15 protein-coding genes and 2 pseudogenes are annotated in these 24078 nt (G+C 48.5%); 5 read left to right on the top strand and 12 right to left on the bottom strand.

The window, feature by feature from the left end; genetic code table 11:
• Nucleotides 1-116: 116 nt before the first annotated feature.
• The 3 genes from SHEWPOL2_RS16535 to SHEWPOL2_RS16525 form a co-directional block, all read right to left on the bottom strand.
• A complete protein-coding gene (locus SHEWPOL2_RS16535; protein ID WP_050991393.1) occupies nt 117-599 on the bottom strand; it encodes a hypothetical protein in 483 nt (160 codons plus the stop codon).
• A 153-nt stretch (nt 600-752) separates the two neighbouring features.
• A complete protein-coding gene (locus tag SHEWPOL2_RS16530; RefSeq protein WP_037429843.1) occupies nt 753-1586 on the bottom strand; it encodes a hypothetical protein in 834 nt (277 codons plus the stop codon).
• Nucleotides 1587-2265: 679 nt separating this feature from the next.
• On the bottom strand, nt 2266-2835 hold the full coding sequence (locus SHEWPOL2_RS16525; protein ID WP_037421948.1) for a hypothetical protein: 570 nt from the start codon (nt 2833-2835) through the stop codon (nt 2266-2268).
• A gap of 623 nt (nt 2836-3458) precedes the next feature.
• Between SHEWPOL2_RS16525 and SHEWPOL2_RS16520 the strand changes: the two genes are divergently transcribed.
• A complete protein-coding gene (locus SHEWPOL2_RS16520) occupies nt 3459-3947 on the top strand; it encodes a TIGR00645 family protein (protein ID WP_037429841.1) in 489 nt (162 codons plus the stop codon).
• A 111-nt stretch (nt 3948-4058) separates the two neighbouring features.
• Here SHEWPOL2_RS16520 and SHEWPOL2_RS16515 read toward each other — a convergent pair whose 3' ends face one another.
• From SHEWPOL2_RS16515 to SHEWPOL2_RS16480, 8 genes and pseudogenes are all read right to left on the bottom strand, one after another.
• Nucleotides 4059-5765, bottom strand: coding sequence for a methyl-accepting chemotaxis protein (locus SHEWPOL2_RS16515; protein WP_037421942.1), 1707 nt, complete (start codon nt 5763-5765; stop codon nt 4059-4061).
• A gap of 294 nt (nt 5766-6059) precedes the next feature.
• Complete coding sequence (locus SHEWPOL2_RS16510) at nt 6060-7304, bottom strand: dicarboxylate/amino acid:cation symporter (protein ID WP_037429840.1); 1245 nt, start codon at nt 7302-7304, stop codon at nt 6060-6062.
• A gap of 390 nt (nt 7305-7694) precedes the next feature.
• Nucleotides 7695-8568 (bottom strand): annotated as a pseudogene (locus tag SHEWPOL2_RS16505) (Wadjet anti-phage system protein JetD domain-containing protein).
• On the bottom strand, nt 8556-9776 hold the full coding sequence (locus SHEWPOL2_RS16500) for a hypothetical protein (protein ID WP_037429838.1): 1221 nt from the start codon (nt 9774-9776) through the stop codon (nt 8556-8558). The pseudogene SHEWPOL2_RS16505 and the gene SHEWPOL2_RS16500 overlap by 13 nt, the downstream one beginning before the upstream one ends.
• 42 nt (nt 9777-9818) lie before the next feature.
• Entirely contained in the window at nt 9819-10472 is a 654-nt protein-coding gene (locus tag SHEWPOL2_RS16495) for a hypothetical protein (RefSeq protein WP_037422308.1), read from the bottom strand.
• Nucleotides 10473-10480: 8 nt separating this feature from the next.
• Nucleotides 10481-14151, bottom strand: a pseudogene (locus SHEWPOL2_RS16490) (ATP-binding protein).
• Nucleotides 14152-14361: 210 nt separating this feature from the next.
• Nucleotides 14362-14988 carry a response regulator gene (locus tag SHEWPOL2_RS16485; RefSeq protein WP_037429836.1) on the bottom strand — a complete coding sequence of 209 codons (627 nt, stop codon included), beginning with the start codon at nt 14986-14988 and terminating at the stop codon, nt 14362-14364.
• Entirely contained in the window at nt 14985-16922 is a 1938-nt protein-coding gene (locus SHEWPOL2_RS16480; RefSeq protein WP_086024070.1) for a PhnD/SsuA/transferrin family substrate-binding protein, read from the bottom strand. Before SHEWPOL2_RS16480 ends, SHEWPOL2_RS16485 begins: the two co-directional genes overlap by 4 nt.
• Nucleotides 16923-17127: 205 nt before the next feature.
• Here SHEWPOL2_RS16480 and dsrO point away from each other — a divergent pair, with 205 nt between their 5' ends.
• From dsrO to SHEWPOL2_RS23355, 4 genes are all read left to right on the top strand, one after another.
• Nucleotides 17128-17883: a sulfate reduction electron transfer complex DsrMKJOP subunit DsrO gene (gene dsrO / locus SHEWPOL2_RS16475; RefSeq protein ID WP_037421925.1), complete on the top strand. Its 756-nt coding sequence runs from the start codon at nt 17128-17130 to the stop codon at nt 17881-17883.
• Complete coding sequence (nrfD, locus tag SHEWPOL2_RS16470; protein ID WP_037429834.1) at nt 17873-18967, top strand: NrfD/PsrC family molybdoenzyme membrane anchor subunit; 1095 nt, start codon at nt 17873-17875, stop codon at nt 18965-18967. Before dsrO ends, nrfD begins: the two co-directional genes overlap by 11 nt.
• 48 nt (nt 18968-19015) lie before the next feature.
• On the top strand, nt 19016-22123 hold the full coding sequence (locus SHEWPOL2_RS16465) for a tetrathionate reductase subunit A (protein ID WP_037429833.1): 3108 nt from the start codon (nt 19016-19018) through the stop codon (nt 22121-22123).
• A gap of 235 nt (nt 22124-22358) precedes the next feature.
• Nucleotides 22359-23669 (top strand): PAS domain-containing methyl-accepting chemotaxis protein, encoded by a 1311-nt coding sequence (locus tag SHEWPOL2_RS23355; RefSeq protein WP_037421917.1) that lies wholly within the window; start codon nt 22359-22361, stop codon nt 23667-23669.
• Nucleotides 23670-23778: 109 nt separating this feature from the next.
• On the opposite strand, the gene SHEWPOL2_RS16455 is transcribed toward SHEWPOL2_RS23355, so the two are convergent.
• Nucleotides 23779-24078, bottom strand: a 300-nt coding sequence (locus tag SHEWPOL2_RS16455; protein WP_037429832.1) for a DUF3581 family protein, incomplete at its 5' end; no start/stop codon positions are given.

Genomic DNA, 24078 nt, shown 5'->3' with positions numbered 1-24078 from the left:
GACCGGACTCACGCAATTTATTCCAACGTCCCGCGGCAACTTCGCAGGGGAAGGTGAATTCCTGTCACTACAGTGCGAACGATTAACCCCTAAAGATCTGTGCCTGTCCGATCTTTCTATAGTTTTTGACTATGAGACTGCTCTAATACCGAAAAACGAACAAAGTAAAACAGAGATATACAACAAAGCGAGAACTTACTTTTTGGCTCCATGTCTTTCCAATTTACACCTTCATCTAGCCCAAACACACCTAAATCATGAGCTAATTTGTGAATTTTTTGACGATGTTCAGATGAAAATGAACCATAAAAGTTATTTATTCGATTTTTATCTATGGACTGTCCTAGATTATGCGCAAAGTCATTACGCATTTTACCCAAGCTAATAAGTGGCGCTTTCAGATCTGAAGCAATACCGAGAGCTAAAGCGAGATTTACACGTGAAAAGTAATCTAGTCGCATAGGCTTCAGATGAGATGGTTCAGGAAGCGAGTTTTCAAGGAAGTTAACAACAAGATGCTCAATATGTATGTGTGTGTATATCACAGACTCGATGTCTGATTTACTGAGTAATAGGTCTTTAAAATCAACTTGATTCATGCCAATTTCCAATAATATTTATAACGCCGAGTTCAGCGGCAGCTTTTAGGTTGTGTTTTTGTGGAATACTTTTGCGCAGCAAAACCACAAATACGCGACTTAAAAGCTGTCTAGTGGAGTGGAACGCAACGGTTCTGCAATGCCTTGTTAGCTTTATAAATTACGCTCAACTTTCATAACAAAGTTTAGAATTTTTCTAACGTTTTCTATGGATACCTGAAATTCATTACTGGATCTGCAACTGACTATTTCATTATTTCCATTGATAAAAACTGAGTAACACAGACTTTTTATATGCATGATTTCCGCGCGACTATAACCAGCACCACTAAAAGCAATAGATTTTATTATTTCATCAAATGTATCAGCAATAGATTCTGTAAATTCTTGGGCATCTCTATGGGAATCAGATTGAAAAACATTAAAGGAATCTCTGATTTTATTTACCGCACTTACGCCAATTGGAAATTGATTTAATAAAAAGTCTTCTAAAATTAAGAGTGCGGCGCTTATATTTAAAAGCGCATTCTCAATATTACCTATTCTCATAGCCTCTTCACAGGCAAGGACGTATTTTTTTACTCCTGAGTTTCTAATTAAATTAGCTGAACTCAATTTTTCAAAGTCAATTCCTATAGATCGTGAGTTCTCAATTAAAAACTCCCTACAATTATTAATATGCTTTGGTAAGTCTGAGACTGAAGGCAAATTCCCATAATGCTTGAAACCAACTCTGGCTTGGTTTAACTCAAGTATTTGTTGCTTAAAAAATATTTTTTGATGATTCTTATCAATGTTGTCAACCAATGAAACGAATCCATCTTTAGAGCTAGATGAAATGTTGAGGCGCTTTGCCATTTCCCAAATAAGCATTTCGGCAGAGTCTTGCAGCAAACTGATTACCAAGCCATGACCGAAGTAATCTTCTGTTGAGAATGACTCTGATGCTTTTAAGTATAAATACTTAGATAATAATACGGAGCTCATATATTCCTTAAGCTAACAGTGTATTACCCGCTCTTCTAATAAAACCCAAACCGTATAGCGTTGGTCATTGGAATGATACGAATAAATAATTCAATCATGCCAATAAGTTAGCATCAGCATCAGAGTGATATCAACATATTTCATCCATAAAAATCGACACATTATTTACCGAGCAGCAGAAAGATGGAACAGGCACAAATCTTTAGGACTAACGGATAACACCAAGGCCACAGAAGTTTACCTTTCCCTGCGAAGTTGCTGAAGGGCGTTGAAGAAAATCGCGTGAGCGAGGCATGGATGCCTCGCTAGCTTTCGGACTATCTTTTTAACATCAAGGGGATGTACCATCGGAAGCGTTAGCTATTTTCGAATAAGCACGAAGCAAGTCTCTAATGCATGTAACTTCGCTAGGGGCGTCTTGGCTGATGTGAAAACAATAGGCAAGGAGGATAGGACGAGCAGTCCTCCTTGGTCGGGTGTGGGTTGAAGACCCACGACTTTGATTCACCTCGGCCGATAGGCCGCAAGACTCAAATACCCACAGCGATAACCTTGCCAATTCAAATGCTAAACAAACCAGCATTGTTATCGGATGTGGGGTGAAGCCCCACGACTTTAACCGACCTCGGCCGAAGGCCGTATTGCTCTTCTACACGTCAGTGGAAACTGAAACACCCAACTAACTTGCAACACAAAGATTTTGCTGAATCTTCCAACGACGTTCCATTAATGGAATCGAAAACCCATAACATACCACCACAATCAAAGGTTGAAGCTGAAAACTCAACTCAGGCCACAACATAAAGGCAGCCACGCAAGCCACAGTGCGCACAATTGCATGTACAATGGCCACCTTTTGCGCCGCTAACACGCCGAAAACCAACCACATTAATCCTGTTTGCACGGCAAGGGCGAAGGGCAAGGCTAAATAGTTTTCCATAAAAAAGGGAATACTGATGCTAAAGGTTAAAAAACTCATCCCCATGGCAGCCAAAAACACTGTTTCAAACCAATTACGATCAGTGCTTTTCTTGAAGGAGATATTTTCACCGGTGAGACGCGAGACTCCCATAGCAAGATAGACAATAGAACCTGTGCCGATAAATGTTGCCATCACCATTTGCGATGCTGGCAGTATAAAACTCAAGATAAACAATAGCGTCCATACAATCATGCCTGATAAGGGCATAGCTAAAGCACGCTTTTGGCGGTATTCGATAAGTTGTTGATCCAGTGATTGATGTTGCATGATTAAGCCTCCTTGTTGGTATGGCTTAAGTATCCCTGCATCCGCTAAATCACGGCAGTGTGAGTTGTCAGCAATTACGGATGACAAATGTCATCAATGGCAAATTTCTTAGGAAAATGAGAAGGAAAGAATGTCACAGGCATAACTTTTTTGGGATTAACAGCCAACACCGAAGTTACAGAATACACCATCCCCTCGGAGTTGCCGCAGGGCATTTGTGTTCGTTGCGTGAGCGAGGCATGGAGGCCGAGATAGCTTTCGGACTCTCTGTTTAACATCAAGGGGATGTACCATCGGAAGCGTTAGTGATTTTCGAATAAGCACGAAGCCACTAATCAATGCATGTAACTTCGCTAGGGACACCGGGCCATGTTTTATAAATAAGCCAAAAGGGGAACAGGCGTTTTTCCCCTTTTGGTCGGGTGTGGGGTGAAGCCCCACGACTTTGATTCACCGTGGCTGTAAGGCCACAACACCAAATCAGCTATGCTCGTACCTTGGGCTTAGCCGCATATACCTCACGCCTTTGCGATTGGCCGATAGCGCGGCGTTAACCCAGTATGTTATTGTTTTAGCATCATAGATTCGATTTTTGTGCTTTAACCACTAAGGGTTTACTCCAAATGGAAAAAATATTTGAAAGACTCATGTATGCATCACGCTGGATTATGGCGCCGATCTATTTAGGGCTGAGTCTAGTGCTATTGGGCTTAGGCATTAAATTCTTCCAAGAAATCTTCCATATTCTGCCAATCATTTTTACGATGACCGAAGTGGATTTAGTGCTGGTGACCCTGTCCTTGATTGATATCACCCTTGTCGGCGGCTTGATTGTGATGGTGATGTTTTCTGGCTATGAGAATTTTGTCTCGCAACTGGATGTGGGTGAAGACAGTGAGAAGCTCAGTTGGTTGGGTAAATTAGATTCAGGCTCACTGAAAAACAAAGTGGCGGCGTCGATTGTGGCGATTTCGTCGATCCACTTACTGAAAATCTTTATGGATGTGAAGAACATCGATAACGACAAAATCATGTGGTACCTGTTAATCCACATCACCTTTGTATTATCCGCTTTTGCCATGGGCTATTTGGATAAAATGACCCGCAAATAAGCATGCAATACGGGCGGGAATTGAACATCAGTTCCCGCCCCTTTCACTCCAGCCTAGGTAAAACCTAGTATTAACTTAGCAGCACCATCAACATTTATAGTTATCAGCCCTTTATAACCTAAAACGACTCAGAGATGTTTTCATCTCATTAGCCATTTTCCGCAGTTGATGGCTAGCAGTCGATAATTCTGAAGATTTGATATTGGTGTTTTCTACCGCCTGCGCAATATTTTCCATATTCTGATTAATCGTCCCCGACACAACGGCCAGTTGTTCTGTTGCGCTAGCAAGTTGGTCATTCACATCGGTAATGCTCGACACCGCGGCGTTAATACGCGTTAGTGCCTCATTGGCCCGTTGAGAACAGGCAATTGTTTGTTCTGTTTCGGTTCGGCTTTGCGCCATTGATTGCACAGCGTTGACTGAGTCTTGCTGAATACCTTGAATACGCCTATTAATGTCCTGAGTTGACGCTTGAGAGCGGCTAGCAAGAGTGCGAACTTCATCTGCCACCACCGCAAAACCCCGCCCCATTTCGCCTGCACGTGCCGCTTCTATCGCAGCATTTAAAGCCAATAGATTGGTCTGCTCCGCAATAGCACCAATCACATCGGTGACAGCGCCGATTTCATCACCACGTTTAGATAACTGCCCGATCACATCAGAGACTTGCTCCAGTTTCAGTTTAAGCGCATCAATCGCTGTTATCGTTTGCCCGACGGACATTACCCCATTTTGAGCTTCATTGTCGGCGTCCCTTGTCGCTTTAGCGGCCATAGTCGCGCTGCGAGCCATGTCCTCACAGGTCGAGGTCATTTCATTTACCGCGGTGGCGACTTGGGCAGTTTGATCCATCACATTTTGTAAAATGTGCTGTGTCTGTTGGCTGGTATGATCAAGCGCTTCAGATTGCTCGACCAATTGCTCTGCCATCGACGACTGTTGACCGATAATATTGCGTAATTGCTTGATAAGACCACTTAATGCCGCTAACAGGCTATCGTGATCTCCCGCTTTCAAGCCAAAGTTCACCGAAAAATCCCCTGCTGCAACCTGCTGTACCAGTGCTTTTGTTGTCGCCAGTTCTCCCCCGAGTGCCTGTAATAACCAGCGACGGATAAATAACGACACACCTATGGTCAGCGCCATAATAACCACGACAACTAATCCAACTCGGATAGCCACCGCCCAAAAGGCCTCCTTAACATCATCAATATAAAGACCAGAGCCCAGCACCCAACCCCATTTATCATCCTTAGCCACGTAAGACAACTTAGCGTAGCGCTCCTCGGTTACTCCCCCGCCTTTTATGGGTTTAGGCCATTGGTATTCAACAAAGCCATTGCCATAACGGGTGATCACGTCAACAAAACTGACGAACAAGTTAGCATTATTGAGGGGCTGTTGTTGGCTGCCATCACGGTTACGCATTAAGGTGGCGTGATAAAAGTTGGGCCGATCCAATACGGTACCGTCCAGAGCCGATACCGTTGGATGCATAACCATTTTGGGTATAGGCCGACCGGTATCGTTAATCCAAATATATTCCGCGCCATCATAACGAATGGCCTTAATGGTCGCCATGGCCTGCTGCTGCGCCTGTTCAGTGCTTAACGAACCGCTTTGCTCCAGAGCTTGATAATGTTTAACGACGCTCAGGCCACTATCAATAATCGCCACAACACGATCTTCCCGCCCCTTAATCAAACTCTGGTTAAGGGTATTTAGCTCCATTAGACCCAATACCACAAAGCCCAACAATGCGAGTAACGGAATGCTGAGTAATCGGCCTCCGACTGTCTGCCAAAATCCAGCCATGGTGCCTCCTAATATTCCAAGTGATTCAAGCTTATAAATCAGTATGGTTGAAGTTTCATTTATTTAGCCACTTTTAATTTGATAAAAGTACTCTATGGATTTGTAACAACTCACCTTGGGACTAGCTACTTTTTAGCTCAAATAAAGGCCGTATTTAGGCTGAACAAGCTCAGAGGATTGATTGTTGTCGCAACAACAAAAGGCAAGTAAATAGACCAATATCAATCCTGATTTATTTAACAAAAAAGCCACTTTAATCAGTGGCTTTAGTATTTAAAAAGATGCTTGAGGACGTTAATTCTTGGCTAACTCAAGCTCATGCACTTTTTCGGTTTGATCGACTATGGTCAATACCGCGGTATCGCCAACTACGTTGCAGGACGTCAACACCATATCGATGATGCGATCCAGCGCGGCCACAATCGCAAAGGCTTCAATCGGCAAGCCCATTTGATGGATTAACACCCCAATCATCACCATGCCACCACCGGGTACACCTCCCGCGCCAACAGATAACAAAAAGATACTAAACAGTAGCGATGGCAGTTGCTCGCTGGTGATTGGCATTCCGAAGGCATTGGCAACAAAGAAAATCGCAATGGTGATATAAATCGCCACACCGCCCATATTCATGGTTGCCCCAAGCGGTACACCAAAGCCTGCCACGGCGCGGTTAACCCCAAGCTTTTCCGTTAGGGTGCGCATGGTCACAGGAATCGTGGCATTAGAGCTGGCGGTTGACAGTGAAAACAGCACTTGCTCCTGCGTCTTCGCCCGAAAGGCCTTAGCCGAAATCGGTGTAAACATACCAACAGCCAACGGATAGACCACAAAAATCCACAACAACAGCAGGGCTAGAATGATCACTAGGTACTCAAGCACACTCATAAATACCGCGGCATCTAAGGTAGCGCCTAACTTAAACATCAGCGCAAACACCCCGAAAGGCGCAAGACTCATCACCACAGAAATCAGCTTCATCATGATTTTATTGGCGGTTTGAAAGCCTTGTACCGCACCAGCCACATGCTCGCCGAGGGACTTCATCACTCCACCCAACATCAGCGCCATAAAGATCACTTGTAGCATATTGCCCGACATAAAAGCCGCTACCGGATTACGCGGCACAATATCAATCAACAGCGCCATTAAGCTGGGGAGTTCGGTCGCGGTAATGGCGACACCATCGGTGCTGCTCATATCGACGCCTTTACCTGGGTCGAGCAGTAGCACCACTAACAGAGCGGTCGAGATGGCGACCACAGTATTAATGATGTAAAAGCCGAAGGTTTTGCCGCCAAGGCGCCCAAAGCTTTTTAAGTCCTGCAACTCGCACACACCGCAAACGATACTGACAAATACCAGAGGTACGACCAACATCATGATCATGTTGACGAACATAGTGCCGACGCCGCTAGCCAATTCGACTAAATTGCCTGAAAAAAAGCCAATATCGTTTAAAAAATACTGCACTAAAGTGCCAAGAATAAGTCCCGCAAATAGACCGATAAAGATCCGTGTCGAAAGTGATTTCATCATGCTGATCGTTTTCCCAGATAGCTCATCTTTTGATATTCATCTTCCTTGATGAGCAAAATCGCCATTCCCTTTTCGCTTCAGGCGGGGATAGTGAAACATGCTGGCAGTAAATTCAATGAATAAATTTACTTATTTCATTTTCAATTAAGCCAAATTCATCACAAAAATTTTGTATTATTCTGATTTATAACAAAAATAAAATCATAGATTAATAATCACGCTATTAATACATAAGTTAAAAAATCAAAAATTAAACACTATTTAAACCAAATAAACACAATTAATCGATTGATACCGAATAAGACTAGATTTAAAAACTGAATAAATACTTTAAATAGTATTAAAAACTACAGATATCGAACTTAACAGAGAGATGGTGAAGGATAACGACTAACAATATGCCAGTAGCACTAGCTCAAGCCGATGCGACAGCAGGTGCTGCTGTTTAATGCTAATTCGTTGCTGAGTTAACCAACGGCTTAATTGCTGCCAATTTTTTTAAGTCGGCAGACTGTAAATATTTAGCCTGAGGCGCTTGCTTAGCAAAGTCATCAGCGGAATTAATCTGGGGGATAGCGAGTAACTCGCTGGGCGCAAAAAGCGCTAACTGCGGCACGATACAATGGGTCATACCCGTTAAGGTATGGGCAATTTGCAGCCCTGCGGGGTCGAGATCGGTAAAGGCAATAATCGGCATTTTACCCGCCATCGCCTGTAAAAACTGCCGCACACCAATGGGGGAATGGTGGCCGCTACCACGGTAAATCACCATAATGCGGCTAAGCTCTTCAGGTAAGCGCGCTTGGGTTATTGCATCGAATATATCTAGGTTTTCAACCACTAAGATGGCGTTAACATCAAGCTCATCGCAATGGCTTTGCGCCTCATCTAAGGGAGTACGTAACGAGGCCCGTGCAGACATTCCCAAGGGCGGCGATTCAAAACCGAGATACTTCAACAAAACATACTCGGCTTCGGGGCGGATGTTCGCCAGCTTTTCATTCTGGCTTTGGGCGGACATGGTGATGCGGTCTAGATTAAAGTCCAGTGCCTGTAAATCCACGCCCTCTTTTGCCAATACGCCTTGGCGCAGCAACTCAAAATCCCTTGGCGCAAAACACAAATATTTTTCCGCACCATCCAGCTCGCCCACTTCTAACTCACGGTAAATCGTTCGCCAATTCGGGCTAAGTTTTACCCTTGAAGAGCGATTAAGATAAACGCTCTCCAAGAGTTGCAACTGCTGTTTACCTAGGCGAGCCATAATTCCACGTCGCGGATAATAAAGTTACCGCTGTAGAGCGGATGGGGTTCGCCTAAAGGTTCTAACTCGAAATAGGCTTTATGCTCATCGGGTAAGCCGTCGTAGCCGCCAATCACTTGATAAATCCAGCTTTCAGCATCCCATGGCAGGGCTTTTTCGGCTAAGTAGTCGAGCGCCGACTGACGTAAGCCAGACTCAATCACATCAACAAAATAGGCATCTACGGCTTGCTTGAGTGGATTATCAGGAATATCAAAGTCTTCACTCTGAGTAAGCGACACGCTCACATCCTGCTCACGTACAGTTTCGACTATGCCCTGACGACTAATCGCCTTGATATGAGCGACAATATTCATCAGCTCAAACTCTTGGCTGGCGTTATGCACATCCACAGACGCTGGGGCCAACAGCACTTCGGCGCGATTGAAAAGGCTTGGGATTTCCTTGTGGGACACATGGTCCGCAGGGCGATAATCCGGATGCAAATCGGTGTACAGTAACCAGCCCTTAAGTAAGCGCGTACGACCGCGAATTTGCCTAAAGCGGCCAAGGAGTTCCAGCAACCTGCCCTGCACCACACTGAGCTCCTGGGCGCAGTCACTCATGGTTTCCTGCAAGGTGGTCACCAGCAACTTACGCAGCTCACGGATATCACCGGCGATTTCGCCTAATTCGCTAAACTGGAACATCTCCAAACCATTGAGTAATTCAGATACTTGGCTCTGGGCGAGTTCGTTTTCACGGATCTTAGCGTTAATGGTGCCGACATAACCGAACTCGTTATTGATCCGCCCCCACAACACCCGGATGGAATAGCGCAAACTGTCGGCAAAGCTATATACATGCTCACTTAAATCAGACAGATACGCCTCGGCAGCACTGTAATCAGAGCTGTGACGCGCCTCTTTATAATGGTCGGCCAAGGTTTTAATGGTGGCGAGCGCCGAGCCGACGTTGGAGTCGATTTGGCGATTGCGCTCATCACTTAAGCCCTCTTCGAGCAAGGCGCGTACCGAGCGTTTAAGGCGCAGCTCTTGATCTGGCTCTGGGCGCCATAAAATCCCAGCCTGTTTGAGTTTTTCAACCACGGCGGGATCATGGGCATCTTCATTGAGCGAGCCCGCTAAATAGGCGTCCATAATGATGTCAGCATGGCGGCCTAACTGCTTGAGTAGCTTAACCCCAGCCTGATGTAAGTTACTGCTCATCACGGCCTCCTTGGTTGATGCTGTGCGTTATCATCCAAGGCATCATAGCAAATCCCGCTGGGTCGCCGTTTCCGCCTGCGCCTCAAGGCTTAAGCCTTCAGTTTCGTCGATAAAGCGGATCACTTCGTACAGATAATCCAGCTTGCCCGTCGCGATATAAATTTGTTTTTCAACGTTAGGGCGCACCAGATAGCCAAGCTCCACTAAGCGTTTGAACACTAACTTAATTTGCGCATCGCTATTGGTACTGGTTGAGCCGAATAAACGGTATTGGCTGAGTTTGGCCAACTGCTCACGAAATGCAGGGGTATCTTCAATTCGGCTTTGCAGCTCGGTTAACCGTACTGGCGCACCTTCGCTTAAGGGCGCATCTTGGCCGCTGGCTTCCTGCACTAATACCAGCCACTCCACCATAGGAATAAGTGCCTGACAAATATCCTTAAACTGCGATGAAATCACCTTGCGCTCGCTCTCGCCTAACTGCAAATAACCGCAGAAAAACACGTCACCCTCGGCGGCCGAGGCCACGGTGCGGTTGATTTGATTCAGATAAGCCTCGACCCGCTCGCGGGTGCTGTTATTTTTCAATGCGCGCCAGCCATCTTCATTGGTGGTGCGGCAAATAAATTCGCCCTTGAGCAAGAGTTCGATAATAGCGCCCGTGCCGACTAAGACGGTTTGGTTTGACTCATTCATGGCACTCATTAGATGGCCTCCTTGCTCAGGCGTTTACTCAACAAATCGGCAATCGGATTGGCCTTGGGCTTCACCACCTGCAACTTCTTAGTTTGTTTATTAATAATGTAACGGTGCTCAAACAGGTTCAGCACTTCTGACTCTGGGTTCGGGAAGGCGCCTAACACGCAGATATTGTTGTTACCACAGGCATCGAAGATCTTCTTCACGTTGGTGTGGTGCAGCGTACCCAGCTCGTCAATAGGCCAGTGAATGGTCACATCGGCACGACCACGTAACAAACGCGTAAATGCCAACAGGAACTTACATAAAATCAGGTAAGCCATGCCGTGGCTGGATGATTCGTTCAGCTGTCTGTCGGTGCGGATAATCAAATCGCTATTGCCCTCTTTGAGGCGCAGCTCGATTTCAAGCAGCTTAGAAATGCCGCCAGTTAAGGCCGCGCGGCCAATAATATCCAAGGCGCGGCGCATGCTGTTGGTGTATTCCTCATCGGGCAGACCATTAAAGCCATCGGCTTTCCAATTTTTGAAGGCTTTAACAAACTGCTCAAGCTCGGGCCAAAACTCTAATTCGCTGATCTTAGAACGAATACGAACCGCAGATTCCGATACGCCATCGAGGAATAACTCCTCGCCCACTTCGCGGGTAATGCGCGCACTTTGCGAAGCGATACGGCGGTCGATATCGGCCAGCACATCGTAAAAGGCGGTTAAATCGACACCGAAGATCCGCCCCTGCTCACGCAGCGCCATAATGGATTGCGGCACAATCACATTGAGTAGCTGTTCAAGCTGCGGCACAAGCTTGCGGTAATCCAACAGGCGAATACCTTTGTCGTTGATAAAACTCGACTCTTCGCGGGCACGCTCCCAGGTTTCGGCTAAACCTGAGCCTGACTTGCTGGCAATAACAGAGTCAAAATGCTCCACATATTGCTTAACCGAGCCCATCAAATAATCGCGTTTTAGCAGTAAATCTTCGCCCTGACGCAAACGCTCGCCGAGGCTACCTTGGGCTTCTTCATTGTTGGCGGGCAGTTTCAGCTCCGCCAACTTACGCATCACGGCGCGCAGTTTAGTAAGTTTTCAGAGGCTTCAATCTGGGCCGCATCCGAGGCCTTGCGCTCGGTCTCGAGTTGTTGACGGCGGGTCTTCACTTCTTGAGTCTTGGCTTTAAGCTGCTGATCGATTTCCGAGGCGGCGCGTTTAACGTCGCTTAACTGGGTTTGCAGCTTGGGCTTACGGATAAGCCAAGTGTGTTGATACCAATCGTCAAAGCGCAATACCTCGCTGCGACGCTGCTCGGCGCGGCTGATTTTGGTTTCAAGCTCACGAATTTGTTGCTTGAGTTTAAGGATATTGTCCTCATCCACACCGCGGGATTTAAGCTCGTTTTTGTACCAGGTTTCGCAGGCTTTCTGCTCGGCCTTAGCGCTTTCGCGGCGGGCATCGATAGTGGCCTTGATTTGCCCGAGTTGATTGTCGAGCGCGCCAATGACTTCCTGCCAGTAGGCTTGTTTTTCCATGCGCGCTTCGAGCGCCTGCTCTTTTTGCTCTTCGAGCCAGAGCTGATGTTGATGCTTAAGCTGCTTTAACTCGCCATCGAGTTGAGTTAAGCGCTGCTGGGCAAAGGCTTTACGCTCGGCCAGCGCCTTGTTGATTTTATCCTGCTCACTGCGTTTTTCATCGAACAGACGACGTAAATCATCGCGGCTATTTTTATAAGCCGTGCGGGCAAAGGTGAGTTCGCGGCTGAGTTTATCCAGCTCGCCGTTAATCGCCACCAGCTGTGATTCGGCCTCGGCCTGTAATTCCTGCGCGCTTTGCAGCGCTTCTTCGGCCTTGCTTAAACGAATACGTAGCTCCTGCTCGGAGGCGGCATATTCAGGCACATCAATGGCTTTAAGATCTAAATGCACCCCAAACACAGTGTCGCTCTCGCCCATCACACTTGGGTGTAAATCGGTGCGATGCAGTAACTCTGGCGCAATCACTTTACCCAGACTTTGCTCCCAACCTTGGGCTTCCTTACGCAGGAACTCAAGTAAAGTATGGGACTGCGGGAACAGCATATGGTGCAGTTCATCGAGCGCAGTTTGGCGCTCGTTAACCCGCAGGCTGGCGATACGCAGTGCTTCGTTGGCTTGGTCGCGTTTGGCGCGTAATTTACGCTCCTCGCCCGTTAAGCGCTCAACCTTGGCATTGCAGCTTTCTTGCTCTTCGTCGGCGCGGTGAATCCGCTCGTCGAAAATCGCAAGGCTTAACTTTTCTTCCTCGGTGTAGGTTACGCCATCGACACGTAACTTAAGCTCGGCGGCATTGAGTTTGAATTGGTATTCCTGCTCGCTAAAGCTCGCCTTGCCCGCATCCATTTGGCTACGCCATTGGGCTTCGAGGGCATCGAGATCGGCTCTTGCCACTTCACGCTGCTTATCGCGCGCTTCGCGTTGTTTATCCTGATCGCTATGCAAACCTTCCAGCTCGCGGTTTAACTGCTCACCAATTTTGCTGCGGCGGGCATTGTAAGCCGCTTCAATATCTTGGTGTTTTTCAGTTTGTAACTTATGGCGCTCGCTTAAGTTTTCCATGTCCGCGCGCCAGTTTGGCAGCATGTCCAAATCGGCCTTGGCTTGCTCGATATTGGCATCTAAAAAGGCGCCGTGCTGATCTTCAATGGCATCTAGCTCGTACTCGCACTTAGCTACGTCACCCTTGGCGGCGGATAGGTCGAGGTTAAGCTCGTCACGCACTTCTTTCCATTCGTCGTCCAACATTCGAAGCTTTAAATTCAGCTCCTTAGACAAGGTTTGTTGGATCTCTAAACGATCGGCCTCTAGGCTTTCGTCATTGCGATAACCACGGGACAGGCTCGAGAGACGCATCTCGGCGCTGAGCAGTTGGTTAAATTCCTGCTCAAGTTTTTCAAACTCGGGGCGGATCACTTCAAAGCCTTGGATTAACTGGCTCTCGCGGATCCATGCTTCGACGCGCTGTGGGTTTAAGCGCGAGCTTGGCGGATTTACTCCATCTTCTTCCAAAATGGCGGCGATCATCGATTTGACCGTTTCCATTTTGCCTTCTTTGGAGTGGACGGCTTTAGCGAGTTTCTCGATATGGCGCAGTGAATGCTCGCCTTCACACAGGGCAAATTGGCGCGCATAGGCCCGCAGTTCGCTGCGGTTGCTACCCGTACTCAACAGGGTGCGGTCGTTTTGAATAATCGCGCGGTATTCGCGGGTGTTGAGCAAGTTGGTGGTAGCTACGCCCTGGCGTTTTAAATCACGGCCAAGTTCTGCCATGTTGTGGCAGAGAATAGTGTCACCATTTTGCGATTTAATATAATCACTTAACTCAAAACCCTTGGCGATAAAGCGGTAGTTCACGCCTTTGCCATCACCCGCCGACGCCAGCACAGCTTGATACAGCAAGCCATCGGCCTTTTGGTATTCGTAAATGATGTAGCTTGAATCGTGTGGCAAGTACCAACGCTCGAAACTGTCACGGGTTGAAGGCACCACGCGGCTAGGATATTCGCCATAAAATACCGGTACTAAACGTTGTAGCGTGGTTTTACCCGAGGCGTTAGTACCACAAATATTGGTATGGCCATTGAGGGCGAGTTCCACAACGCCCGGAAGGTGCGTATCAATCAGCACAATACGAATCAAGCTTGGCATTTCATTCCTTATCCAAACGGGAGCACCTTATGTAAAAGCGAACGATAAGGTCATCCAAAAGCGGCATCGAACTTCAAACATGGTGATGTTAAAAATCGTGGCCTTAAAATTAAGCCCCTAAAATAAGGCAATCGTCGAGCCTTGGCAATTAAGCACCTAGGGCTGAATGCGTTAGCTCACATCAAACGGCCAAGGATACGCCAATTCGCCCTAACAAAGGTTAGTTTTATGCGGGGGAAGGCGATCGGCAATCCGGCCGTAGATTAACATCATCTCGGCGAGCGAGCTGACCTGCATGCCTTTCATCAAGTTCGCACGGTGAATTTCGACCGTGCGCATGGCGATGCACAGCGTATCGGCGATCTCCTGATTCTTATAGCCTTTGGCGATCAGGGTAAGGATTTCCCGCTCCCGCGGTGTGAGCGACTGATAAGTCTGAAGATATTGGTTATCTTGATAATGCGACTTGGCATTCGCCAAGGCTTTTACCACAGCGTCCGCGAGCTTAGCGCCATCGGCGGGCTTTTGGAAAAAATCCACCGCCCCGAGTTTTAGCGCCTCCACCGCCATCGGCACATCGCCATGGCCAGTCAAATAAATTACCGCCAGCGGACTATTGTGCTGCACTAATTGCGCATGTAACTGCGGCCCACTTAAGCCCGGCATACGAACATCGACTAAGGCGCAGCCCGGCTGGCTTAAATCGATGGCGGCAAAAAATGCCTCGGCGCTATCAAAGTCACGGATATTCAAGCCATAGCTTTCGAGCATAAACCGCAGCGAGCGGCGCACCGACTCATCATCATCGATTAAATACACGGGCAATTCGTGGCTCATGCTGGTGCTCCATCAAACTTACGGGGTAAGGATACCTGCGCTTGGCAGCCGCCACTTAAAGCGGTTTCTAGGCTAAAGCGGCCACCATGACTCTCGGCGATATCACGGCAAATCACCAGCCCTAGCCCTAAGCCCTCCGACTTAGTCGAATAAAAGGCTTGCATCAGCAGATTGGCATCCTCAGTTAAACCTGTGCCATTGTCTGTGACCGTGAGCAGTAGCTTGTGTTCTTGGTAACGCAGATCGATATCAATCGTGGGCTGATAGGGTTTCGAGGCATCGACCTCGCTCTGTTGGCGTTGCACACAGGCATCGGCGGCATTTTTCAAAAGGTTGAGCAATAGTTGCTGCATGCCCACTTCATCTAAAGGCAATTGATAGGCTTCGCCGCTCACATTGGTTGAAAGCTGGATATGGTGCTGCTCCAGCTCATAGGCAAGCAGCGGCGCAGTATCATTCACTAACTGATGTAAATACAGAGGCTGCTTAGAGACAGGCCGCTTTTTCAATAAATTACGTAAACGGCTGATAATACTGTCGGCGCGGCTGACTTCTTGCTGGATTAAAGTCAGCACGGATTGTAATTCTTCTGGACTGGTCCCACGCTGCAAACGTACCTCGGCGCCATGGCAATAATGGCCGATCGCCGCCAAAGGTTGGTTGAGTTCGTGGGAGAGGCTAGCCCCAAGCTCCCCCGCAATCGCAATGCGCTGAGCGTGCTCCAACAGGGCTCGGTTTTCACTGAGTTGCCTCTGGGTATTGATTAACTCTCGGCCGCGGCGACTAAAGCGGTATTCGAGCCAGAAATGGTAGACATTGAGCAATACCAATATGGTCAACGCAAACCAAGCCCAATGTTGATGCAGTTTTACCCATTGCCATGCCCGCTGCCACCAAGGGGCTTGCAGTGGATGCATATCCAGATCTTTAAGCAGTTGATCTATCGCCAATTGACTCACGGCCGTGGTCCAACCCGCAGATTCGGCGGCTTTAGCGGCGGGGCTGTCTTCGGGTAATGCTAGTAGGGCTTGAGTCACCTGTTTTGCGAGGGATTGGGTCGCACGGTTGGTTTTAGCCATAGACCAGTTGGGATATAACCGACTCGAGACTTGGCAATGAAACCCCGCAGGCGCCTGATTATCGAGCACCCGATAATCTTGCAGCTTGATCAAACCTTCGGCCTGCATTTGCTCAAGCTGACATACGGGCACAATTGCCGCATCTAAACTTGGGGATTTATCGCTTAGCTTATCTGTCGCACCGAGCTGATAAATAAGGTTATCGAGTGGAAAACCTAAGGAGATAATTTCTCCTACAAAATGGGGTAAATCTACCCCCTTAAGCTGCGCCTCATAAACTAAAGTGAGATAACCGCCGAAGGCATTTTTAGAGACAATCCCGAGTCGCTTGCCCTTAAGATCCTGTAAGGTCTGATAGGGTGAATCGGCTCTGACCACCAGCGCAGACCCCACTTGCATCGCAGCGCCATTATTGATTGGGCTTCGGAGGGTAGCGAGCCAAGACAGGGAAAATTGCCGCGCCAACATCACCGACTGCCCAGGGTTAGTGATAACAAAGTCAAGAGCTTCGGTTTCAACGCCTTTGGCTAATTCTTCAAGGCTTAAGGGATGCAATCTAAAGTAACTGTTAGGTATTTGCGACTCTAGCCAGCCCATCAAAGGTTGCCAACGATTGACTGTGCTCTTATAGCCCCGTATTGCCAATACGCCGACATCGACCACTTGATAGTTAGCGCCAGCTTCATCCATCAACTCTCCCGCAGGAGCAACAGTTAATGCGCCTACAGTTTTATCTTGAGTGGCCAAAACTTCTGCCATGGCTGAGATACTCAGTAGGCTAAACAGTACGATGACGAGTTTCACCGCCATTCGCCAGCCATTGGTTGATACGACAAAACCCAACACTGTATCCATTCTCCTAAGCTTTAAGATTCAATCCTAAACAATAACCCCTAAACTCTTAAAGGTCATTCTAACTGATATTTATTGCGCTAGATCAAGTCCCTATCCGATATGTGGAAAACCACTATAGAGATGCCGCCTCCCCTTTTACAGAATGCGCTTAACGCTAAACCCGCGGTCTTCGACCCGTTTTATCTGTAAGAGTGAAGGAAATCCTATGGACAAGAGTAAACGTCAGTTTCTCGGAAAAATGGCCAGCGTGAGTGTCGGCGCCGCGCTCATTCCCGTCGTGCAAGTGCAGGCACAACAGACTGAACCTGCACCTACAGGCAAACGCTACGGTATGGTCATCGATTTGCGCCGCTGCGTTGGTTGCCAAGCCTGCACCGTGGCGTGCACCTTCGAAAACCTGCCACCCTTGGGGCAATTTCGTACCACGGTACAGCAATACGAAGTGTCACAACAGGATGCTACCACGCCACCCGCATTTTTAATGCTGCCAAGACTGTGTAATCACTGTGAGAACCCGCCTTGCATTCCTATTTGCCCCACGGGAGCCACCTTCCAACGCCCAGATGGCATTGTGGTCGTCAACAACGAATGGTGCGTCGGTTGCGGATACTGTGTGCAGGCTTGCCCCTACGATGCCCGCTTTATCAACCATGAGACCAACAGTGCCGATAAATGCACCTTCTGCGCCCATAGGCTCGAAGCTGGACTACTGCCCGCCTGTGTCGAAACCTGCGTTGGTGAAGCGAGGGTGATTGGCGATCTAAATGATCCTAATAGTCAAATCAGTCAGTTACTCACAGCCAATAAGACAGATATCAAGGTACTCAAGCCCGATGCCAATACGGCCCCCAGAGTATTTTATATCGGCATGAACAGCGCCTTTGAAGATCGTATCAACGGCCAAGCCCCCGTTCGCACCCTACTGACTGACACTGGCGAGGAGATCCACCATGGTCATTAAAGAAATCTTTACCCCCGATATTGCCATCACTTGGCTGCCTTGGGCGGTGCAATACTTTTTTCTGATGGGTTTGGCCTACGCCAGTGTGTGGGTGGCGACCATCCATTTATTTAGCGCGAAACAAACCGATGCCAGACTGCTCAAACTCTGCGCCTGTTTGATGCTTACCGCCGGCATAGTCGCGCCGATTGCGCTGCTTGCGGACTTACACCAACCGCTGCGGGCATGGCATTTCTATGCCCAAATCAGACCGCATTCGTGGATGTGGTACGGCGCTTTTTTACTGCCGATATTTTCCGGTGCGAGTGCCCTTTTTGCTTGGCTCTTACTGCGCCAATACTTGCCAACTAAAGCCTCGACACAAGGGGAATCGTCCCAAGATTGGGTAAGGCGTATTGCTCAACTTATCCGCCTCGGAGACTGGGATAGCGATAAATGGATCAAGCCAATCGCACTGATTGCTAGCCTAAGCGCCTGCAGTATTGCGCTTTATACCGGAATGGAAACCATGGCGATCAAAGCACGGCCGCTCTGGCATACCTATTGGTTGCCGCCATTGATGGCAACCAGTGCCCTGCTCGCCGCCTGCGGCACCCTAGCCGTGCTTAATCGTGTTTTGCATGGTTATCAAGCCAGCACCCAAGACAGATTACTGCAATGGGTCAGGGCAAGCTTTGGTCTCTTCGCCCTGTGTCTTATCGGCTGGGCCTTATTCGATAACGGCTCGGCGCACGAAGCGGCGTTGTTATTAGACACCAGCCCAAGCTGGCAACTCGCCGCCATCTGGGTATTGGTTACCCTAGCTCTGCTGGCCTTAGTTCTGGCAGTACGCCGCCTCCCCTCGATATTGATGTTAGTCGTCAGTTTAACGACGGTGCATCTGGCATGGGGATTTCGCTGGATTGTACTTATCCAAGCGCAAACCGACCCTAAATACGGCGCGGGCACTTATTTCTATCAATTGCCTTGGGGGCCAGAGGGGCTATTAGGTATTGCGGGCACCTTTGGTCTCTGGATCGCATTGATGGTGTTAGTGTCTGAATTTATTCGCCATCAACCTCGCTCAGCCCATCAGGCCTTGTGAGCCACAGCACCTTCCATATTAAGAAGTTACCGCATTAAGGAGTCCGTAATGGATAAGAGTAAACGTCGTTTTATCAAAGGCGCAGCTGTGACGGGTGGCGTGGGATTATTTGCCGCAGGTTACAGCCATACCTTAGCGCAAATGGGCAAAGGGGTCGTGCATGGCAGTTCGGGAAAAACCACCCAAGATCCCATCCATGGCAATTCGCTAGCCCCTGAATATAAAGTGGATTTAACCTCAGGCCAGCTGATTGGCAACGATGAACAACGCATCGCCAATACCATGTGTCTCGGCTGCTGGACCAAGTGTGGCGTGCGAGCCCGTATCGATAATAAGACCGATAAGATCCTCCGCATCAGCGGCAATCCCTATCATCCGCTCTCGGCGCGGGAACATATCGACTTCGATACCCCGATCAAAACCGCCTTAGTCGGCTTAAGCGCCTATCAAGAGCAAGGCTTACAAGGGCGTTCCACCGCCTGCGCCCGTGGCAATGCCATGTTAGAACAATTAGATAGCCCCTACCGTGTCACCCAATGCCTTAAACGGGTCGGGCCGCGCGGCAGTGGGCAATGGCAAAGCATTAGTTTCGAGCAACTGCTGACCGAGGTTGTCGATGGCGGTGACTTATTTGGTGAGGGGCATGTGGAGGGCTTAAGAGCGATTCGCGATATCAGCACGCCACTCGATACCCATAATCCTGAATATGGCCCCAAGGCCAACCAGCTCTTAGTGTCAAACGCCTCGGATGAAGGCCGAGATGTGATCATTAAACGCTTTACCTTCAATAGCTTCGGCACGCGAAATTTTGCCAACCACGGCGCCTATTGCGGCTTTACCTATCGCGCAGGTGCGGGTGCCCTGCTCGACGATTTAAAGAAATACGCCCACCTTAAGCCCGACTGGGACAATAGCGAGTTTTTGCTGTTTATCGGCACCTCGCCACAGCAGTCGGGCAATCCTTTTAAACGCCAAGCACGGCAGTTGGCCAACGCTCGGGTCGATGGGCGGGAATTTAGTTATGTGGTGGTATCGCCCATGCTGCCCAACACCTCGAACCAACCCTGCGCCGGTAACAATACTTGGCTGCCAATCCGCCCCGCGACCGACTCCGCCCTCGCCATGGGCATGCTGCGCTGGATTATCGATAACCAGCGCTACGCCAGTGCCTTTTTAACCGCGCCCAATGCCGAGGCGGCGAAAGCAGCAGGCTACCGAGGCTTTAGTAATGCCAGCTTCTTAATCATCAGCACGCCAAATCACCCCAGATACGGCCAATATTTGTATGCCAGCGATCTCGGCCTGCCCTTCGAAGGCAAAGCCTATGGCGAGCAGGATTCTCCACTGGTTGTCGATGCCGCTACTGGGCAGATTCTACCGGCTGGACAATGCGCCAAGGCGCAACTTGAGGTGGAGCAAAGCGTGAATACGCCAAAGGGTGAGCTGAGCGTGAAATCCAGTTTTCAGCTACTCAGTGAAGCCGCGCGCAGTGTCGAGATGGCCGACTACGCCAAGGAGTGCGATATCAGCGAGGCGCAAATTGCCGCACTTGCCCACAAGTTTACTAGCCATGGCACTAAGGCGGCGGTGATTTCCCACGGCGGTACCATGAGCGCCAACGGTTTTTACAGCGCATGGGCGATCATGATGCTTAACGCCATGATTGGTAACCTAAATCTTAAGGGCGGCGCGATAGCTAAGGGCGGCACCTTCCCCGCCTTTGGAGCTGGCCCAAGGTACAATTTGCAGGACTTTGACGGCATGGTCGAACCTAAGGGCGTATTCCTTTCCCGCTCTAAGTTCCCCTACGAGAAAACCTCTGAGTACCGCCGTAAAGTCGAGGCAGGAGAATCACCCTATCCGTCGAAGGAGCCTTGGTTCCCTATCTCATCGCCCCTACTCGGTGAGCATTTAACTGCGGCTGTGCACGGTTATCCCTATCGACTCAAGGCGTGGATCAACCATATGGGTAATCCGATTTATGGTCAGGCGGGACTCGGCGAAGCCATTGGTGCACAATTAAAAGATCCCAAAGTATTACCGCTATTTATCAGCATCGACAGCTTTATCAATGAGACCTCGGCGCTGTCGGACTACATAGTGCCCGACACCTTAACCTATGAATCTTGGGGCTGGAGCGCCGCGTGGCATGGCACACTCACCAAAGAAGCCACCGGCCGCTGGCCGATTGTCGAGCCCAGGGTCGCCAAAACCGCCGATGGCGATGTGATTTGTATGGAATCCTTCCTTAGCCAAGTGGCGATAAAACTTAATCTGCCCGGCTTTGGCGCCAATGCGGTCAAGGCCGCCGATGGCAGTTTGCATCCCCTGAGCCGCGCGGCCGACTTCTCGCTCTACGGCGCGGCAAACGTGGCTTACCTTGGTAAACCCGTTGCCGATATCAATGCCGAAGATATGTACTTCAGTGGTGTTGGGCGCATTCAAGCGGAACTCAATGCCAGACTCAAACCCGAAGAGGTCAAAAAAGTCAGTTACTTATTTGCCCGTGGCGGCCGCTTTGAGAATATCAGCGCTGGTCGCGACGAGGCGGGCAACCCCAGCAAAGTTTGGCCAAAACCCTTAATGCTGTGGAACCCTGAGGTCGGCAGTCGGCGCAATAGCTTGAGCGGCGAATATATGAGCGGCTGTCCACGGCGTTATCACCCTGCGCTCGCCAACGGCACGCCCTTGGAGCAAGCGTTCGATAAGTCACAGTGGCCGCTGCTGATCAGCAGTTATAAGTCGCACACCATGAGTTCGATGAGTATAGGTTCGGACCGTTTACGCCAAGTACACCCCAATAATCCGGTGCGCATCAATGAGCAAACCGCCACCCGTTTTGGCATTAAAACCGGAGACACGGTTAAGATCAGCACGCCTAATGGCAGTGTGGTGGCTTTGGTGGAATGTGTGGCGGGCGTACATCCCGACTGCATTGCCATCGAGCACGGTTATGGCCATAAGGAGTTAGGCGCGCGGGATATAGTCATCGATGATAAAAAGATTGCCGCCAATCCGCTGATCCGCGTCGGAGTCAATATGAACGACTTGAATCTGTTCGACCCAAGCCGCCATGGGCGCTATCCGCTGGTGGACTGGGCCAGCGGCGCCTCAGCGCGGCAAGGACTCCCAGCCAAAATAGAAAAAATCGCTTAACCCCTAAGCCAAGGTAACAAGGAGGTTACCTTGGCTATCAATTTATCCTGCCCCGTTTTATAAAAAATGATCTAACCCAACTCTTTGGGAGTATTCTACTTGTTAATAAATGACTCAGAAATCAAGCAACGACTAAAATCCTAGCTATATTTAACACTATCCATGTGGTTCAGATTTTTGGGCATTATGTCGCATAGCCGTTTTTGAGTTTGCCAAACTCATTAGGAGTACTTCAGTGTTTAATTCTTCATTACGTAAAAGCCTTGAAATCAGTGAAACTAAACGCAAGGAAGCTGAAGCCACTATTGACTCAATAAAGGATTGTATTGCCACTATCGAATTCTCGCCAGAAGGCGTTGTTATTGATGCTAACCATATATTTTTGAATGAAATAGGTTATAGCCTGCATGAGATCGTCGGCAAACACCATAGATTATTCTGCTCCTCAGAATTAGCGAATTCACCTAGCTACCAGCAGTTTTGGACAAGCCTAAAATCAGGCCAACCTAAAGAAGGCAATTTTCAACGGTTCCGTAAAGATGGAGAAGAGGTCTGGTTAAGGGCAACTTATTTTCCGATCAAGATGGACGGCAAAGTCATCAAAATTATGAAAATTGCCTCTGACATCACCCAAGATAAACACAAACTCGATGATCAAATGGCCATTTTTACTGCGCTTAATCGTGCCCAAGCCATTATTGAATTTAAACCCGATGGCACCATTTTGCAGGCTAATGAAAAATTCTTAAAAACCATGGGATATCAAGCTGCGCAAATCGTAGGAAAACACCATCGAATATTATGTTTCGATGCCTTTTATCAACAGAATCCGCGCTTTTGGGATGAACTCAAACACGGTAGATATCAACAAGGACTCTTCGAGCGTAAAAATGCCTATGGGAATTCTGTATGGCTAGAGGCCGTGTATAACCCTGTGGTGGATGAAAATGGCAAAGTGGTTAAGGTCATTAAATTTGCGAGTGATATCACTAAAAGAATTGAGCAAAGTCATGCTGTACGACAAGCGGCGGATATTGCACTTGAGACATCCCAACTCACAGTAGAGCAAGCTATTGAAGGTGTTAAATTACTGGATGCGACAGTTAATACCTCAAATGCTATCGCGGAACAAACGGTAAAAACCACTAAATCTATTACCCAACTCAATGAGCAATCCCAAAGTATTCAAGCGATTGTCGCTACCATAAGCTCCATTGCTGACCAGACGAACCTACTGGCACTTAATGCAGCAATAGAAGCGGCCCGTGCTGGCGAACAGGGACGAGGCTTTGCTGTGGTGGCCGATGAGGTACGTCAGCTTGCCGCAAGAACCAGTAAATCCACCAATGAAATTGCCGCAGTGGTTGAGAAAAATAGCCAGCTCACCGCCAGTGCCACTAGCATGATGAACGAGGTGGAGCGAATCGCTGAACAAGGTAAACAGCAGTTAGTAGAAGTGACAACTGTGATGAGCCACATTCGTACTGGCGCGGAAAATGTCGCCAATACCGTATCCCAACTGTCGATTGATGAGCAACATCGTTAGCATTAAAACGCCTTGGTTTGGGATACAGTCAATCCTTATCCCAAACCACTGTTTATCCCCAATTATCTCGCCCTAGTGACCTGACCGATAAAGCGGGCCTTAGATCAAATTAAAACTCGGTTTTTCGCCCTTCGTAGGCGGCACACATCTGCTGCATTTGCGCCTCTTCGTAGGGGCGAAGGCCACTCATCACTAAGGTTTTAATTCCGGTACCGACTAAGATATCGCCGCTGTGCAGTTCAAAGTGCAGCGTCACATCGCCACGCTTGCCATCAATCTTAAGCTCTTGTTCTACAAGCGATAGGTTTACTTCAACAAAGTCGAGTGTCGTCAAGTCGAATGACATACTTTCGTAGATTACTAAGGGACGCTCAGGATTGATCATCACTTGATGTTGTTTCATCAAGGG

The organism is Shewanella sp. POL2, assembly GCF_000282755.1.
GTDB lineage: Bacteria > Pseudomonadota > Gammaproteobacteria > Enterobacterales > Shewanellaceae > Shewanella > Shewanella xiamenensis.
This window is presented reverse-complemented; position numbering and strand designations above follow the sequence as displayed.

Bases quoted from the DNA above. Each gene is read 5' to 3' on its own strand.
- dsrO (WP_037421925.1), top strand. From the start codon at position 17,128: ATGGACAAGAGTAAACGTCAGTTTCTCGGAAAAATGGCCAGCGTGAGT.
- SHEWPOL2_RS16480 (WP_086024070.1), bottom strand. From the start codon at position 16,922: ATGGATACAGTGTTGGGTTTTGTCGTATCAACCAATGGCTGGCGAATG.
- SHEWPOL2_RS16465 (WP_037429833.1), top strand. From the start codon at position 19,016: ATGGATAAGAGTAAACGTCGTTTTATCAAAGGCGCAGCTGTGACGGGT.
- SHEWPOL2_RS16515 (WP_037421942.1), bottom strand. From the start codon at position 5,765: ATGGCTGGATTTTGGCAGACAGTCGGAGGCCGATTACTCAGCATTCCG.
- SHEWPOL2_RS16500 (WP_037429838.1), bottom strand. From the start codon at position 9,776: ATGAGCAGTAACTTACATCAGGCTGGGGTTAAGCTACTCAAGCAGTTA.
- SHEWPOL2_RS16495 (WP_037422308.1), bottom strand. From the start codon at position 10,472: ATGAATGAGTCAAACCAAACCGTCTTAGTCGGCACGGGCGCTATTATC.
- SHEWPOL2_RS16535 (WP_050991393.1), bottom strand. From the start codon at position 599: ATGAATCAAGTTGATTTTAAAGACCTATTACTCAGTAAATCAGACATC.
- SHEWPOL2_RS16510 (WP_037429840.1), bottom strand. From the start codon at position 7,304: ATGATGAAATCACTTTCGACACGGATCTTTATCGGTCTATTTGCGGGA.
- nrfD (WP_037429834.1), top strand. From the start codon at position 17,873: ATGGTCATTAAAGAAATCTTTACCCCCGATATTGCCATCACTTGGCTG.
- SHEWPOL2_RS16520 (WP_037429841.1), top strand. From the start codon at position 3,459: ATGGAAAAAATATTTGAAAGACTCATGTATGCATCACGCTGGATTATG.
- SHEWPOL2_RS16485 (WP_037429836.1), bottom strand. From the start codon at position 14,988: ATGAGCCACGAATTGCCCGTGTATTTAATCGATGATGATGAGTCGGTG.
- SHEWPOL2_RS16530 (WP_037429843.1), bottom strand. From the start codon at position 1,586: ATGAGCTCCGTATTATTATCTAAGTATTTATACTTAAAAGCATCAGAG.
- SHEWPOL2_RS16525 (WP_037421948.1), bottom strand. From the start codon at position 2,835: ATGCAACATCAATCACTGGATCAACAACTTATCGAATACCGCCAAAAG.